The organism is Rhodococcus ruitaii (assembly GCF_055230935.1).
Genome location: NZ_JBUYWC010000026.1, coordinates 13,275 through 28,566 on the forward strand (window position 1 = coordinate 13,275; position 15,292 = coordinate 28,566).

Annotated in this window: 16 protein-coding genes and 1 pseudogene; 9 read left to right on the plus strand and 8 right to left on the minus strand. The window is 65.0% G+C overall.

Annotated elements, in window-relative coordinates; all coding sequences use genetic code 11:
* Nucleotides 1-38: 38 nt before the first annotated feature.
* The 3 genes from ACZI8W_RS25185 to ACZI8W_RS25195 all read right to left on the minus strand — a co-directional run bounded on the left by ACZI8W_RS25185 (nt 39) and on the right by ACZI8W_RS25195 (nt 2,166).
* On the minus strand, nt 39-1,445 hold the full coding sequence (locus tag ACZI8W_RS25185; protein WP_463371266.1) for an aldehyde dehydrogenase family protein: 1,407 nt from the start codon (nt 1,443-1,445) through the stop codon (nt 39-41).
* Between the two features lie 104 nt (nt 1,446-1,549).
* A complete protein-coding gene (locus ACZI8W_RS25190; RefSeq protein ID WP_463371267.1) occupies nt 1,550-1,696 on the minus strand; it encodes a hypothetical protein in 147 nt (48 codons plus the stop codon).
* 71 nt (nt 1,697-1,767) lie between these two features.
* On the minus strand, nt 1,768-2,166 hold the full coding sequence (locus tag ACZI8W_RS25195) for a hypothetical protein (RefSeq protein WP_463371268.1): 399 nt from the start codon (nt 2,164-2,166) through the stop codon (nt 1,768-1,770).
* A gap of 297 nt (nt 2,167-2,463) precedes the next feature.
* Here ACZI8W_RS25195 and ACZI8W_RS25200 point away from each other — a divergent pair, with 297 nt between their 5' ends.
* Together ACZI8W_RS25200 and ACZI8W_RS25205 are read left to right on the plus strand one after the other, a co-directional pair.
* Complete coding sequence (locus tag ACZI8W_RS25200) at nt 2,464-2,925, plus strand: response regulator (protein ID WP_463371269.1); 462 nt, start codon at nt 2,464-2,466, stop codon at nt 2,923-2,925.
* Nucleotides 2,916-3,122 carry a response regulator transcription factor gene (locus ACZI8W_RS25205; protein WP_463371270.1) on the plus strand — a complete coding sequence of 69 codons (207 nt, stop codon included), beginning with the start codon at nt 2,916-2,918 and terminating at the stop codon, nt 3,120-3,122. Before ACZI8W_RS25200 ends, ACZI8W_RS25205 begins: the two co-directional genes overlap by 10 nt.
* 28 nt (nt 3,123-3,150) lie before the next feature.
* On the opposite strand, the gene ACZI8W_RS25210 is transcribed toward ACZI8W_RS25205, so the two are convergent.
* A complete protein-coding gene (locus ACZI8W_RS25210; RefSeq protein ID WP_463371271.1) occupies nt 3,151-3,972 on the minus strand; it encodes a putative protein N(5)-glutamine methyltransferase in 822 nt (273 codons plus the stop codon).
* 92 nt (nt 3,973-4,064) lie between these two features.
* Between ACZI8W_RS25210 and ACZI8W_RS25215 the strand changes: the two genes are divergently transcribed.
* From ACZI8W_RS25215 to ACZI8W_RS25225, 3 genes are read left to right on the plus strand one after another with little or no spacing between them, the layout of a single operon-like run.
* Nucleotides 4,065-5,609 (plus strand): type I restriction-modification system subunit M, encoded by a 1,545-nt coding sequence (locus tag ACZI8W_RS25215; RefSeq protein WP_463371290.1) that lies wholly within the window; start codon nt 4,065-4,067, stop codon nt 5,607-5,609.
* A gap of 29 nt (nt 5,610-5,638) precedes the next feature.
* Nucleotides 5,639-6,778, plus strand: a complete 1,140-nt coding sequence (locus tag ACZI8W_RS25220) for a restriction endonuclease subunit S (protein ID WP_463371272.1) — start codon at nt 5,639-5,641, stop codon at nt 6,776-6,778.
* Nucleotides 6,779-6,795: 17 nt separating this feature from the next.
* On the plus strand, nt 6,796-7,695 hold the full coding sequence (locus ACZI8W_RS25225; protein WP_463371273.1) for a restriction endonuclease: 900 nt from the start codon (nt 6,796-6,798) through the stop codon (nt 7,693-7,695).
* 40 nt (nt 7,696-7,735) lie between these two features.
* Here ACZI8W_RS25225 and ACZI8W_RS25230 read toward each other — a convergent pair whose 3' ends face one another.
* From ACZI8W_RS25230 to ACZI8W_RS25245, 4 genes are all read right to left on the minus strand, one after another.
* Nucleotides 7,736-8,017: a type II toxin-antitoxin system RelE family toxin gene (locus tag ACZI8W_RS25230; protein ID WP_463371274.1), complete on the minus strand. Its 282-nt coding sequence runs from the start codon at nt 8,015-8,017 to the stop codon at nt 7,736-7,738.
* Nucleotides 8,014-8,289, minus strand: a complete 276-nt coding sequence (locus ACZI8W_RS25235; RefSeq protein WP_463371275.1) for a type II toxin-antitoxin system Phd/YefM family antitoxin — start codon at nt 8,287-8,289, stop codon at nt 8,014-8,016. Before ACZI8W_RS25235 ends, ACZI8W_RS25230 begins: the two co-directional genes overlap by 4 nt.
* Nucleotides 8,290-9,080: 791 nt before the next feature.
* A complete protein-coding gene (locus tag ACZI8W_RS25240; RefSeq protein ID WP_463371276.1) occupies nt 9,081-9,491 on the minus strand; it encodes an RES domain-containing protein in 411 nt (136 codons plus the stop codon).
* Nucleotides 9,492-9,921: 430 nt separating this feature from the next.
* Nucleotides 9,922-11,604 (minus strand): RNA-binding domain-containing protein, encoded by a 1,683-nt coding sequence (locus ACZI8W_RS25245; protein WP_463371277.1) that lies wholly within the window; start codon nt 11,602-11,604, stop codon nt 9,922-9,924.
* A 197-nt stretch (nt 11,605-11,801) separates the two neighbouring features.
* On the opposite strand from ACZI8W_RS25245, the gene ACZI8W_RS25250 reads away from it, so the two are divergent.
* From ACZI8W_RS25250 to ACZI8W_RS25265, 4 genes and pseudogenes are all read left to right on the plus strand, one after another.
* Nucleotides 11,802-13,307, plus strand: coding sequence for an HNH endonuclease signature motif containing protein (locus ACZI8W_RS25250; protein WP_463371278.1), 1,506 nt, complete (start codon nt 11,802-11,804; stop codon nt 13,305-13,307).
* Nucleotides 13,308-13,345: 38 nt separating this feature from the next.
* Nucleotides 13,346-13,693, plus strand: a pseudogene (locus ACZI8W_RS25255) (Fic/DOC family protein); the annotation flags it as partial.
* A gap of 302 nt (nt 13,694-13,995) precedes the next feature.
* Nucleotides 13,996-14,526, plus strand: coding sequence for a hypothetical protein (locus ACZI8W_RS25260; protein ID WP_463371279.1), 531 nt, complete (start codon nt 13,996-13,998; stop codon nt 14,524-14,526).
* Nucleotides 14,523-15,146, plus strand: a complete 624-nt coding sequence (locus ACZI8W_RS25265; RefSeq protein ID WP_463371280.1) for an RES family NAD+ phosphorylase — start codon at nt 14,523-14,525, stop codon at nt 15,144-15,146. The genes ACZI8W_RS25260 and ACZI8W_RS25265 overlap by 4 nt, the downstream gene beginning before the upstream one ends.
* Nucleotides 15,147-15,292: the final 146 nt, after the last annotated feature.

Sequence of the window (15,292 nt, forward strand, 5' to 3'; positions counted from 1 at the left end):
ACTGCGCGACTGCGTCTGCGTCGCTCCGGGATCGAAGCTCACGCGGGCGACATACCAGCGCTTTGCTGCCCGGACACGCGAATCAGTTTCTCGTTGACGAACTCGCCCACACCCCACTGCGCAAGCTCGCGGCCGTAGCCGGAACGACCGACGCCGCCGAAGGGCAGTCCGGCTGCGGTGACGGCGTGTTCGTTGACGAATGTCATGCCGTCCTTGAGCCGTGCAGCCACCTCGTGTGCCTTGTCGACGTCTGAGGACCATACGGAGCTGGACAGTCCGTACTCGGATTCCTCGTTGGCAATGCGTACCGCCTCGTCCACCCCGTCCGCCTTGTACACGATCGCGACCGGGCCGAAGATCTCGTTGCACCCCACATCTGCGGACGGGTCCACATCGGTGACCAGTGTCGGCTCCATGTACGCGCCGTCTCGGTCGATCTTCTTTCCGCCCACCCGGATGGTGGCTGTGCCCTTGCGTGCCGCGGTGGCGAGGCGGTCGACGATTTCGTCGCGGGCGCCGATCGAGCTGAGCGGGCCGACGTCGGCGTCCGGATCGTCATAGGCACCCACCGCGAGCGCGCCGATCGTTTTTTCCAGGTAGGCCACCGTGCGGTCGTAGAACTCCGGCTGCACGATGAGCCGCTTCGGCGCGTTGCATGCCTGACCGGTGGCGAACATCCGGATGTCCACGTAGCGGTCCAGTACCCACTCGAGGTTCTCGTCGTCCAGCACGAGGAAGGGGTCGTTTCCGCCCAGCTCGAGCAGCGACTTCTTGTAGTGCTCGCCGGCCGTCTTCGCCACCGCCGAGCCGGCACGTTCGGATCCGGTGAGGGAGACACCCTGGATCCGCTTGTCTGCGATGAAGGGGTCCATCTGGGAGCCGGAGGCGTAGATGTTCTGGAACACGCCGCGCGGCAGCCCGGCCTCGATCAGGAGGTCCTCGCACGCCTGGGAGGACAGTGGGCAGATCCCGGCGTGCTTGAGCACCAGCGCGTTTCCGAGCAGCAGGTTGGGTGCCGCCCACCGCGCCACCTGGTAGTACGGGAAGTTCCACGGCATGATGCCCAGGAGCACACCGAGGGGCCGCTTGACCACGTACGAGCGGTCCGCGCCCTGCGCCGGGAGTTCCTCGGGCGCAAGCAGTTCGTGGGCATTGTCTGCGTACCAGCGGTAGATACCCACCACGATGCCCAGCTCGGCTGCGCCCCACGGTCGGAGCTTGCCCATCTCCCGCCCGATGTTCTCGATCAGCTGATCTTTGTGCTGTTCATAGAGATCGGCGACGGTGCGGAGGACGTCCGCTCGTTGGTCGATGGAGGTTTCCTGCCAGCTGCGTTGGGCTTCGACGGCGCGATCCAGGATCGCGTCTCGGTCTGAGTCTTCGATACGTTCGAACTGCTCTTCGTCCGTACCGGTGTTCGGATTCTGAAGTGCGAATGTAACCATGCTTCCCGTCTACCCGTCTCCCATTCTCCTTACACACCGATAGCGATCTGCGGGGATCGCCGCGATCACGGTTTCTGCCGTGTGCGCCCCGCACCTGCTGCAGGTCAGTGGCCAGAGATCTGGTTCCCGGTGTCGACGGGTTCGTCGAACATGTCTGCTATCCGAGCTTTGATCTCCGCGGTGCTGAACGTCCCCGGGCGGGCGGGGATATCGGTCTTCGAGGGCGCAGCGGGGTCAGTGATGTTGTTCACGGGCGGGTCCTGTCTTGTAGCTTCTCGTTCGAAATGTTGGGCGCTCATTGTGCTGTCGCGACGCGCGGCTCCTATGCGGGCGTTGCCAGGCGATCATCGATGATCAGCTCCACCGGCCCGGTGAAGATCGTTCCCGCCACCCGCCGGACCGTCTCGGCGACGGTGACCGTATCGCGGCCGAGAGCGGCGATGATGCACACCTCGATCCGGTCGTCACCGACGTGGACACCATGAACACGTACTCCGGACAAGTAGGTGGGGACCTCGTCGAATACGCGATCGGCGGGTGCGGTCACTCCGTGGACCGAGTCGGCGCCCGCGACTACACGGACGACCAGCCCTGCGGTGATCGCTGCACCGCCGATCCGGCGCACCACCGCAGCGGGGCGGTCGAGGTCAGTCGGGTAGAGGTCGGCGGCCTGAGCGCCGAGAAACCACTGCGTGCGGGTCTCTGTGTGACTCCGCTCCATGTGTCTCCGCGGAAGCCACGTCACCTGGCTGTTCATTTGTCGCCCACTATCTTGCCGGCGATCTCCTTGGCTCTCGTTCTCGAACTTGTCGGGTACACCCATCGCGGTTTCTCCTGGTCGTGTCGGATTGATGGTCACCGCATCGCGAGCCGGACATGTTGGTGGAGTACACCTCTCACCTCGGTCTCATGCGCCGCGCGTCCACGCTCGACATCTCTCAACACCGATAACGCTACCGATCCGAAAAGCACATTTCTTCACCCCAAGGGGTGAATTCATGGTCTGTACCGTGGGGTCATGGCACCTCTCCGGCTCGCGTTGATAGATGATTACGAGGTCGTAGTACAAGGCCTGGCCTCGATGCTGCGCACCTACCGCGATCGCGTCGAGATCGTCGAATTGGACGCCAATACGTCCGTGGCCGAACGGGTGGATATTGCACTCTACGACTCGTTCGCCAACCCACAGGGCGACCGCGACCAGGTGCGCGAACTCTCGGCGAACCCACTGGTGGACAACGTTGTCGTCTACTCGTGGAATCTCGAGGCGCCCCTCGTGGCCGCGGCCCTGGCCAACGGGGCCCACGGCTATGTGAGCAAGAACCTGCCGGCCGGACAATTGGTCGCTGCCCTCGAGACGATCCACCGGGGTGGTCCATCCGTGCATGATGGGGTGTCGGACGCGGCCAAGGCGATCGGCGGGGATTGGCCGGGACGTGAGGAAGGGCTGCCCCCACGCGAAGCCGAAGTGTGGCGTTGATCACCCAAGGACTGAGCAACGTCGACATCGCCGACCGCGCGCACCTGTCGATCAACTCGGTCAAGACCAACATCCGGAACTGCTACCGCCGGATCGGCGTGACCAGCCGTTCACAGGCCGTGCTCTGGGGAGTCGAACACGGCTTCCGCCCCGACCGCCGACGAATCGTCGACGACACTGCTCTCGACAACAACTGACCGATACTCCGCCAGCGGCGAGGCGCCGTCAGTGCCGGGTGCGGCCGTCGTCGATGGTTCCGACGACCACGGTGGTGTCGAACTCGTCCGACCGACGAACGACCGGCGTCAAGCCCTCGGCAGCGAGGATCTCGGTGGCTGCCTCCGCCTGGAGGGACCCGACCTCCATCAGCAGGTGTCCCCCAGGCGCCAGCCACCGAGACGCTGGTGCCGCCAGCCGCCGATGTACGTCGAGTCCGTCGTCGCCGCCATCCAGCGCGGCACGCGGTTCGTGTAAACGCGCCTCGGGCGGCATGGTCGCGATCGCGGCAGTCGGCACGTAGGGGGCGTTGGCTACCACCATGTCGACTTTGCCGCGCATCGCGTGAGGCAGCGCCGCGTAGAGGTCGCCGCAGTGCACGTCGCCGCCGTGCGGTGTGAGGTTCCGCCGCGCGCAACGCACCGCCGTGCGGTCGATGTCCGTGGCATGCACGTGGATTCCGGGCGCGCAGTGCGCAAGAGCTGTGCCGATGGCGCCGCATCCACAGCACATGTCGACGACAGTGGAGTCTCTGGCGACGAGTTCGCCGGCGCACCGAACAAGGAACTCGGTGCGCCGACGCGGTACGAACACCCCCGGTTCCACCACGATTCGCAGACCGCAGAACTCCGCCCACCCGAGCACGTATTCGAGCGGACGACCGTCGATCCGCTGCTGCACGAGATCTTCCAGCTCGGACGGGGTGCGCGCCGCATCGACGAGCAGCCGCGCCTCGTCCTCCGCGAAGACGCACCCAGCGGATCGCAGCCGGGCCACCAGTGCTTCTGGAAGCCGACCACCGGGAGCATTGCCGACCGGAGATTCGGACACATGGCACCCTAACCTGCGCGCTCGGTGTCAGAGGGTGGGTCTATACAGTTCTGTTGGACTTCGTCGAGCAGAACAGGCAGGTAGCGATACCCGTGATCACCGGTGACATCAAGAACAAGGTCGACGCTGTCTGGGACGCGTTCTGGACGGGCGGCATCTCGAATCCGCTCGAGGTGATGGAACAGATCACCTACCTGCTGTTCATCCGCCGTCTCGACGACGAGCAGACCCTCGCGCTGGAGAGGGCCAACCTGCTGGAGCAGCCCATCGAGGGCAACCCGTTCCCCGAGGGCGACGACGAACAGGGCCTGCCCTACGACGACTTGCGGTGGTCGGTGTTCAAGAGCCGCCACGCCGACGAGATGTTCGACATTGTCGCCAACCGGGTGTTCCCGTTCATCAAGGAGATGCGCGGCGAGGACTCCACGTATGCGCACTTCATGAAGGATGCACGGCTCACGATCCCCAATGCGGGCATGTTGCAGCGGGTGGTGGATCGGCTGGACACGGTGCCGATGGGAAACCGCGACACCAAGGGCGACATCTACGAGTACCTGCTGGCGAAGATCGCCGCCGCCGGGCAGAACGGCCAGTTCCGCACGCCCCGGCACATCATCGAGTTGATGGTGCACATGACGGCCCCGAAGCCGGGCGACACGATCGTCGACCCAGCGTCCGGTACGTGCGGGTTTCTCGTGGGTGCGTCGGAGTACATGCGCGCCAATCATGCGGATGAGATCAACTCCGGCAAGGGACGCGAACAGTACCACCACGAGATGTTCCACGGGTTCGACTTCGACAACACGATGTTGCGCATCGGTTCGATGAACATGCTGCTGCACGGCATCGAACAGCCCGACATCCGCTATCGCGACTCACTGGCGGAGGCGAACACCGGTGACGCGGAGGCATATTCGCTGATCCTCGCGAACCCGCCGTTCGCGGGCAGCCTCGACTACGAGAACACCGCGAAGGATCTGCAGCAGATCGCGAAGACGAAGAAGACGGAACTGCTGTTCCTGGCATTGTTCCTGCGCCTGCTCAAGCCCGGTGGGCGGGCGGCGGTGATCGTGCCGGACGGTGTGCTGTTCGGATCATCGAAGGCACACAAGGAACTTCGCAGGATTCTCGTCGAGGAGCAGAAGCTCGACGCAGTGGTGAAGCTGCCGTCGGGGGTGTTCAAGCCGTATGCGGGGGTGTCGACGGCGATCCTGTTCTTCACCAAGACCAACTCCGGCGGCACCGACACCGTGTGGTTCTACGACGTGCAGGCCGACGGGTTCTCGTTGGACGACAAGCGCAATCCGCTGCTGGACGAGGGCAAACTCGGTGTGCTCGCGGAGGTGTCCGAGGACGAGCACGCGAAGAACAACCTGCCGGACGTGCTGCGGCGCTGGAGTCTCCGGGATTCCGACGAGGTGGAGCGGGCACGGACGGAGCAGAGCTTCTGTGTGCCGAAGGACGACATCGCCGCGCAGGGATACGACCTGAGTTTGAATCGGTACAAGGAGATCGTGCACGAGGAGGTCGAGCACCGGAAGCCTGCCGAGATTCTCGACGAGCTGGACCTGATCGAGAAGGACATCGTCGACGGTATGGCGCGGCTGCGGGAGATGCTGGCCGGGGGTGCGGCGTGAGTGGGTGGCCGATAGTCACGCTCAGTGAGGTGATCGAGGATGCCCGGCCTGGCTTCGCTTGCGGAGAATTTGACCCGGATGGCGTCCCTCAGTTCCGGATGAATAACGTAACGAGAGAGGGCGGTCTGGACTATTCGAAGGTGCGGCGGGTACCAGCTGCAAAGGCACGCCTGGAGGCATTCCAGCTCCAGACCGGCGATGTCTTGTTCAATGCGACGAACAGTCCTGATCTTGTTGGAAAAACCGCGCTCTTCGCGGAGCGCGACGAGCCGACTGTCTACAGCAATCATTTCGTGCGACTTCGCGCAAACAGCCAACTCGAACCGGCCTATCTTGCGCGGCACCTCCAGATGAGCTTCGGGCGAGGAGTATTCAAGGGGATGTGTCGACAGTGGGTCAACCAAGCCACTGTTGGCCGTGATGTCCTTCTGGCCCTTTCGATCCCGCTACCGACTCTCGGCGAACAGCGGCGGATCGCGGCGATCCTCGACCACGCCGACGCCCTCCGCGCCAAGCGCCGCGAAGCCCTCGCCCGCCTCGACGAGCTGACCCAGTCGATCTTCATAGATATGTTCGGCGATCCAGTGATGAATCCGAAGGAATGGGAGTTGACGACGTTAGGAGCTGTTGGTGTCCTGGATCGCGGTGTTTCGAAGCATCGCCCGCGGAACGCACCGGAATTGCTGGGCACGGAGCACCCACTTGTCCAGACAGGTGAGGTTGCGAACTCGGGCGGCTATATTTCGTCCACAGGTCAGTACTACTCAGACCTTGGCTTGCGGCAGAGTAAAAAGTGGCCAGCGGGAACCCTGTGCATAACCATCGCCGCAAACATCGCGAAGACAGGGATCCTGAAGTTCGACGCGTGTTTCCCGGACAGTGTCGTCGGCTTCACGGCAAGCACTTCGACCGTTGAGTACGTGCGAGTCTGGCTATCCTTTCTGCAGCAGACTATTGAGGCGAGCGCACCGGAATCTGCCCAGAAGAACATCAACCTTGCCATCTTGCGGGCGTTGTCGATACCGCTTCCGCCCCAAACACTCAGGGACGACTTCGCGGATCGTGTCAGCCATCTCGAGTTGCTCAAAGATCAACACCGCACCGCCCTCGCGGAACTTGACGACCTCTTCGCCTCCCTGCAGTCCCGCGCGTTCCGGGGTGAGCTGTGAGTGCTCCGGTGTCGGAGATGCCCGTGTGGCATGGCTTCCTCACCCCGGTGCTGGAAGTTCTTTCCGACGGCGGCACCTGGCGCAAGCGCGACCTGCATGCGGCGGTGGAAGATCATGTCAGGCTCACTGCCGAGCAGCGCACGGAAGCCCTGCCGTCGGGGCAGAGCCGCGCCGACAACCGGATCGGGTGGGCGCTCAGCGGCCTGTACCGCGCGCAACTCGTCGACAAGCCCGCGCGGGCCACCTTCACCATCACCGATGCGGGCCGCGCACTGCTCACCGCACACCCCGATGGGATCACCGACAAGGTCTTGAAAACCCTTCCGGCGTATCAGGACTACGTCCCCGCAAGACAGGCGAACTCCGTCACGCCCGCTGAGGAGACGGATCCAGACTCTGTGGGCGACCCTGTTGAGCAGATCGAGGCCGGTGTCGCACGACTGCACGCCGAGGTTGCGGCCGACCTGCTCAAGCGGCTGCGGGAACAACACCCCGACTTTCTCGAACAGTCGGTGCTCGATGTGCTCGTCGCGATGGGATACGGCGGCACCGAAGGTCGGGCTGCCCGGATCGGCGGCTCGGGCGACGGCGGTGTCGATGGTGTCATCGACCAGGACCCGCTCGGACTCGAACGCATCTACGTGCAGGCCAAACGTTATGCCGCGGATAGCACCGTAGGCCGACCCGAGATTCAGGCGTTCGTTGGCGCCTTGCACGGCGTCGGTGCTGCCCGCGGTGTCTTCATCACCACCAGTTCATTCACTTCCGGCGCCCGCGAGTACGCGCAGAACATCGGCACCCGCATCATCCTCATCGACGGTCAGCGCCTCGCAGAGTTGATGATCCGGTACGGCGTCGCCGTCCAAACCCGCCAGACCTTCACTGTCGTCGAGGTCGATGAAGACTACTTCGAATAATGACTGTCCATCCGTCCGCAAGCGACGAGGATTTCTTCGGTCACGTCCGATAGATATGGGCTCGGTGGTCGATGTCGATGACTACAACGACCCGTTCCACGTCATCAATGCGCAGCAGGACGCGGTAGTCGCCGCGCCGCGCGCTCCGCAGGCCCTCGAACTCGTTGCGTAGGGGTTTGCTGAGCCGGTGCAGGTTCTCGGCCAACGGTCCTGAGATGAACTCGACGACGGCGTGAACCACCCGCCCGGGCAGTCGCGAGAGGGCGCGCCGCGCCGGTGACGCAACCTCGACACGGTATGCCTCGGGCGGCTGTGATGTCACCGCTGCGGTAGGCCGTATTCGGCGCGTAGATCGTCGAGTGAGGTCGTCTGGCCGATCGCGTACTCCCGATCTGCCTCGGCGATCGCCTCGCGGGTGCCAGAACGCGAAAGCCAGTAAATCGTCTCGTGCAGCGATTCCAGGTCTTCAGCGGACATGAGCACCGCGGCCGGCTTCCCGTGTCGAGTGATCGTGATGATGTCGTGCGTCGACTCCGCGCTCTCGACCAGCGCAGACAGTTTGTCCTTGGCTTCGCCCAGCGGCACAGTCGTCATAGGTGCCATTGTAGCCTCAATCATGGCCCTGGTTTAGCCAGACATCTAGCCGAAAGTATCGATGTCGCCAAAGACAGAGCAGGGGGACGGCGTAAAGATGCGGGCGCCCTGCGGGCGGCTGCCCCCAACCGTACGGAGACCCTACGGGTCCCTGAGCTTGCCTTCGGCCCCTTCCCCAACGCTGCCCGGTCGCCATACCCCGATAGACCATCTCGGCCAACGCTTCTGGCCCCACGTCGGAGGTGACGTGCGGCTTACGCTGGACCCGGTCGTTCGTGTCGACCCGCACGATCGGGTGCTCCACCGCCAGCAGTGGAGACAAAGATACTGGCGCCCAGTCGGTTTCACGCACGGGAATGGCACCCCTGCGCGCAGCGTCGATGCGCTGACGTCGGACCTCGGGTGATGAGCGACGAACGCCCGACGTGCCGCGGCTACCGGAACGGCCCGCACACGTCGAAACGACACACCTCGAGCCCCTCGACGGAGGTGTCGAGAGGCTCGTGAAGTCAGGACGTCAGCAAATACCCCGGCGGGGTGAGAAAGAGGGGATCGGCGTCGAAGGCCGAACCATGAGACGCGCCCCCTGGGGGCGTGTGGATAGACTCCACCCTACGGTGCATGACAGTCCTGTCTGTCGTGTGCCCAGACCCCGGTTGGTGTTCCAGCACCCTCCGGGGTCGACCTGGTTTCAGGCCGGTTCAGGGATGATCCCATGCGCGACGATGGGCGTCAACACAGAAGTGTTCGCCAGATCGGAAGCATCGCCCGGATTCTCGGCCGCCGGGTCGTTACGGGCAGAGCGGGCAGCGAGTGACGAGGTCGGCGCGCATCCCCAGAGCGACCGCGGCGGCGACAATGCGCGGCCACATCCGGGGCTCGGTGAGCGCGAAGTCCTGGACGTCGCCACGGGTGCTGTGGACCACCTCGACGCGGGATTCTGTATTCCACAACGCCAGTGCGGATCCGTTCGAGTGCGCCGCGTCGTAGTAGATACCGTGTATACGACGGCGAGCCACGGGCTGATCCTCGTAGATCGCCCTCGCCCACTGCTGAGTGCGGGGCCGCGGGTAGTCGCCGGTGGCCAGCGAGGGCAACGCGCCGATCCGCATCGCAGCTCCTTGTCCGCGTAGATCGAGCAGAGCAAACGGCGCGGTGGGCCGCAGCAACGCGATCCGGTAGCGCGGGCAGTCTCCATTCACGGCCTTTCTTGAGCCCGATCAGGTCTCCGGTCTTGAGGCAGTCGAGGATGGCCTGCTCGGACACCTCCAGCAGTTCCGCTGCTTCCGTCCGGGTCAGGGACGCGTCCGCCACAGCGCGTCGTGCACGGTACTGGCGGCGCAGGTTCTCCAGCGCGGCGCGTTTACGGTCGGCGGATGCCGGCGGCAGTCCCCACAGTGCGGGATCGAGTCCGTCGCCGTTGGTGTCGTCGCCGACCACACCGAGCACGAAGGCTTCCCGTTCGGTGTCGGGGACGGCGGCGAGCGCCTCCTCCAGGGCCGCCGAGTTGACATCGGTCATGCGACCGTGGTGGACAACGAAGCCTCCGATTGTGTCGAGGGCCTACTCGCCGAACCACCGACGGTCCTGCCCGAAACCGATGTCGTCGAAGGCCGGGGATCGGTGAAACCACTAGCTTTCGGGAGTGACATAGTGCGATGTGCGACGACTCCCGCGGAGCGTAAGTAGGTCTTTGCGTGCCATGCTCCGAAGCAGCGTGCTGGCGGCGCTCGGGGTGATCAGGCAAAGTTCAGCGGCCTGCGCACGGGTAATGGATCCGTAGGTCGACACGTACTGGAGAACCATCTGTTCGCGCTGGATGACGCTAGTGCCGCGAGCCCTCCCGTACGCGGACTGATTGTCGAGCGCCTGGTACACGGCTGATGACAGGTGATAGGTGCGGCCGCGGCCGGTTCCACGCATCTCCGTCAACCCAGCGTCGACCATGCGGGCGATTCCCGAGCGTGCCTCACCCTCGGTGATACCGAGGTACCGAGCGATCTCCGAAATCGACAGCTGAGGTTCGACCCGCAGTTCATGCAGGATCCGGAGGCCGAATAGGTTCAACTGTGTGCCGGACCTGCTTTCCTGCTGCGCAATGAGCCGAGCCAGCGCGAGGTCGGCATCACCCAGCGGAACGACAGCGACGACCGACGACTCGCTCGACCTGCTGTAATCGGGTGCATCCCGGCCGATACGCAGAAGCGACGCGTACATTTTGTTGATGCCACGCCCCGAACGATCGACGATGCCAGCTCTACGGAAGGCATCCGCGAGAATCGGGCTGCGCGGTTGGGACATAGTCAGGAGGTTGTCCAGCCGGACCCCCGGCGGGAACCCTCCAGGGCTGGTAACGATGAACGCCTCGTCGGTGATTTCCACCCGAACGGCCCCCATTGCGGTGTAGTCGCGATGCACGAACGCGTTGGCGATGGCCTCGCGCGCTGCAGTTTCCGGTACCAGCGGGATCGCCACACGAAGCAGTCCGAACTCGACCTCCTCTTCGCGGTTCCACGTTTGGAACCGCGACATCAGGTCTTCCGCGGACTTGAACAACGGATCGCGGGCGAACGTGTTCACCTCGAGCGACAAGCCATTCAGCAACTGGAAGGCCGTCTCATGGTTGGGGATGAACCGGCTGATGGCATCGGACTTACCGAACAGCAGGACAGCCCCGAGAGAGGGACGGACGCTACCGTCGGCTTGGACATGCACTACGCCGAGTGCTCGGCAGATGTCCACACCCTCCAACTCAGCGATTGCAAGATCCGCGTTGGATGCCGTGGCGAGGCGGCGGAACCGTTCGAATTCCAGCGGGTCGAGATCGGACCAGTCTGCGCCGTGAGCGGGAAGCGATGCGTAGTCAATTGCGCCGCGGTCGATTTCGCGAGCCAGCATCTCGTGCGCAGCGAACGGGACACATTCAGGCGTTCCGTCCACTTTCATAGCGCGACGTAAGTACTTGCCGTCTGCGGTTCCCGTTACCCGGGCCGAAGGAGGAACCTCAACGACGATTACCTCCTTGCCATCCATGTCTACGACGCTGGTGTGTGTCTGCACGATCGGAGAAGTCTTGTTCGTGATCAGCGCATCGATGCGGTCCGGGTGGGTGACAAGATCATGCCGAGGATCCGCGCCAGTGACCCTCCCGTCGTCCTCTACGCCTATCAGCAATGTGCCGCCCCTGCCGTTGGCCAGACATACCACAGCCTCGACCAGGTCGGTGTCGTTGAACTTGTTCCGCTTGCCCCGCTTGAACTCGATTGCCATCGACTCTCCCGCGGCAATGAGTGCACGGACATCTTCTGCATCCACGTCTCAATAATACGCAATACTTTGCAAAAATTATGCAACTTAACTTTGCGGTGCCGTGTCATTGCATAACGTTGCATCGTCGACCCCAGAGTGTCGACGCAAGGGACGATTCCGCAGTCCGGCGGCGGGATGGAATCGAGGTTCGTGGCGTGAGTGGACCTCGGATTCTTGTCGGAGGGTCCGGCTATACTTCGAACATGCTTTCGGATGATGGCGTTGACGGGCTCAGCCAAGTGGGGCACCACCTGGCTGCCCTCGACGCTGCCGTCGAGGGCCTACTCGCCGAGCCGCTGACGGGCCTGTCCGAAACCGATATCGTCGAAGCACTGCAGCGGATGGAAGTCTCCCTGCGGAAGGCCGCTGCTGTCGGGCACCGGCTCGTCGTCGAATCCGTCGAACGGTCCATCCCCGCACACCTCGCCTGCCGCTCCATCAACGATTTCCTCGTCTCGACGCTCCGCATCTCGGGAGCCGACGCCTCGAAACGCGTGAAAGGCGCCACCAAGACCGGCACCTGGCACTCCCTCAGCGGTGAGCCAATGGACGCCACACTGCCCGCCACCGCGTCGGCCAGCCGCGAAGGCGCCATCGGCCCCGACCACGTTGCCGCAATCGCCAAGACCATGCGGCAACTCCCGAGCGGCACCACCGCCGACGAAATCGACGTCGCAGAGCAAATTCTCGCCGACGCCGCCCGCTCCACCACCCCGGAAGACGTCACCAAGATCGGCATCCATCTGCTCGCCCACCTCAACCCGGACGGTAACGCCCCTGACGAACGCGAACGCAAGCGTCGCCGCGGCCTGCGACTCGGCAAGCAGGGCACAGATCTCATGACCCCGGTCTCCGGCCTACTGGACCCGGAGACGCGGGCGCTCCTCGAACCGGTGCTCGCCAAACTCGCCCGCCCCGGCATGAACAACCCCGACGATCCCGAATCGCCCTCTGGGGATGTCGATTCCCCGGATCTGGACCGTACGGAGATGGCGAAGGCCGCTGCCCGCGACACCCGCACAGCGGCACAACGCAACCACGACGGCCTTAAATTTGCACTGCGGCAGATGCTCTCGTCCGGTGTGCTGGGCAGTCATCGCGGCCTCCCGGTGACAGCGATCATCACCATGTCCGTGCACCAGCTCGAGAAGGCGTCCGGCGTGGGGACCACCGCCACCGGCGGCATCGTTCCCATCAGGGATGCGCTGCGCATGGCGCAAAACGCCCACCCGGTACTCACCATTTTCGACCATAACGGCCGGCCCCTTCATCTCGGCCGCGCCCGGCGCCTCGCCTCGGTGGATCAGCGACTCGCCCTCATCGCAGCGTCTCGCGGGTGCACGCGCCCCGGTTGCGATGCGCCTGCCTCCCTCACGGCCGTTCACCACGTGGACGAGTGGAAGCACGGCGGCGCCACCGACATCACCAACGAGGATCTCGCCTGCGACAGCTGCCATGCCCTCGTCCACGACGGCCCCGGCGGCTGGCAAACCCGCGTCGCACCGCCCGAGGCTGCGCATCCGGGTCGCGTCGAATGGATCGCGCCACCTCACATCGACCCAGACCGCCGCCCGCGGGTCAACCACCGACACCACCTGGACCATTTTGTCGCTGGTGCCCTCGCCCGGCACCGATACCGGCGGGAACGGCCGAGGCGCAGAGATACCGGCGTCACCCGGAGTGATGACAACGGCCCGCCACACCCGTGAGGCAGAGCCGCAATGGTGACGCATCACGGTGGCCGCCAGTGAGCACCCCGCGTCCGTGGGACACCGGGGATATCGAGGCCAACTGGGATGGCTACTTCCTGCCCGGCACCGACGTGCTTCGCAATCGGGTCGGTGCCACCACTCGCGACGAACTCGCCGACGCTGAGAACGACCTCGTCGAGATCCGGGTCGCCGAGCTGCGCGACGATCCCCTCTTGGTGCCACGTACCTACGACTTGACGCACCTGCAGTCCGTGCACCGGTACCTGTTCCAGGACGTCTTCGAGTGGGCCGGGGACCTGCGCACCGTCGGTATCGAGAAGGCCGGTGAGTCGTTCGCGCCGCCGCGGAACATCGCACGCCCAGTCTCGCACGTTGCCGACGAGAAGGTGGCGGACAAGGTGCTCGCCGAGTTCCTCACGTTTCTCGAGATCGACGGCAGCTGACTCGACCAGAAGAACCCGCACTCGCCTCCCGGCAGGTGCGGGTTCTGCGGTTGCGACTGCACCAGGTGACCGCGCCCAGTTGGTCGGACCGAGCCGTTCCGGCCGACGCCCGGAGCGGCACAAGAGGTCGGCGGAGCCAACCTCGGGGAGGCCGGAACAACCCAGCCGCCCGGCTGGTTGACATGGTTGACGATCAAACGGAGAATGTGATTGACATGGTTGACCAGCTAGGAGGGCTTCGCATGGACACCCCCACCCTGGTCGAGCAGGAGCGCAAGCTTCTGGAGCTTCTCACCCGCCGCGTCCACGCGACGTTCCGTGACGCACGCGCGGCCGGCGTCCCGGCCGAGGTCTTCGACGACGTCGAGGCCATCGCCGCATCGATGGCCGCCGCGCTGCCCACCACCGGTGTCTACGACCTGCTGGTGGGCCCGTTCTACGACACCAGCGGCCTGACCCGGTGGTGGGGCGTCAGCCGCCAGGCCGTCAACAAGGCAGTCATGACCGGCACGGTGATCGCCTGTCAGCTCGACGGCGGCGGATGGGTCTACCCCACCTGGCAGTTCACCGCCGAAGGCACGGTGCACCCGCACCTGATCACCCTGTGGCAGACCCTGCGCGAGGCCGCCGACCCGTGGACCTGCGCGATCTGGCTGCGCAGTCGGCAACCGGGGCTCGACGGTGACACCGCCGTCGGCTGGGTCACCGGCGGCCACCCCCTCGACACCGTCATGGCGCTGGCCCTCGCCGATGCCGAGCGGTGGCGCGCATGACACGAGGCTCTGTTGCCCTGCAGGCCCCGGCCCGGCCACTGACCGGGTTCCCCGAATGCGAGGTCACCTCGGCGCAGCCACTCGTCCGCGGGCACCGTGCCGCCAACGGTCCCTGGTGGTTCTCCTCGGACGGCGGCGGCCGGTTCGACCTCACGCCGCCGCGAGGCACCTGCTACCTCGCGTTCGACGAGCTCACCGCGATCCGGGAGACCGTCGGGGAGGCGCTGGCCACCACCGGGATCATCACCGACGCCTTCGCCGCTACCCGGCAGCTGTCGACCCTGGCCGTACCGCACGACCACCGGGTGGCCGACACCTGCGCGGGTGAGGCCGCGGACTTCGGCCTCACCCGAGAGCTGGCCTCGATTACGCCGTACGCGGTGCCGCAGGAGTGGGCCGCTGCGTTCGATGCCGTCAGCTTCGCCGGAATCCAGTACCAGACCCGGTTCACCACCGGGCCGACCCCGAACGCGGTCGCCCTGTTCAGTGACGCGGGCGAGGCTGCGACCTGGCCGACCGACCCGAACCCGGAACCGCTCACAGTGGCCGCACGGAGGTGCGGCTTCACCGTCGCCAGCGCGCCGAGATCGGTGCGAATCGTCTCGCCTCCGACAAGCTGATCCAGAGCAACTCGCCACCGCAGGCGTCCGTCTCGCCGGTGGCACCGTCACCGAAGCCGACAAAGCCGCCGTTGCGCACCGTGTTCGCTGCGATCGACCGCAACCGTCCCTCGCGTGACGACCCCCGCCAGGCATTGGCGGTGACT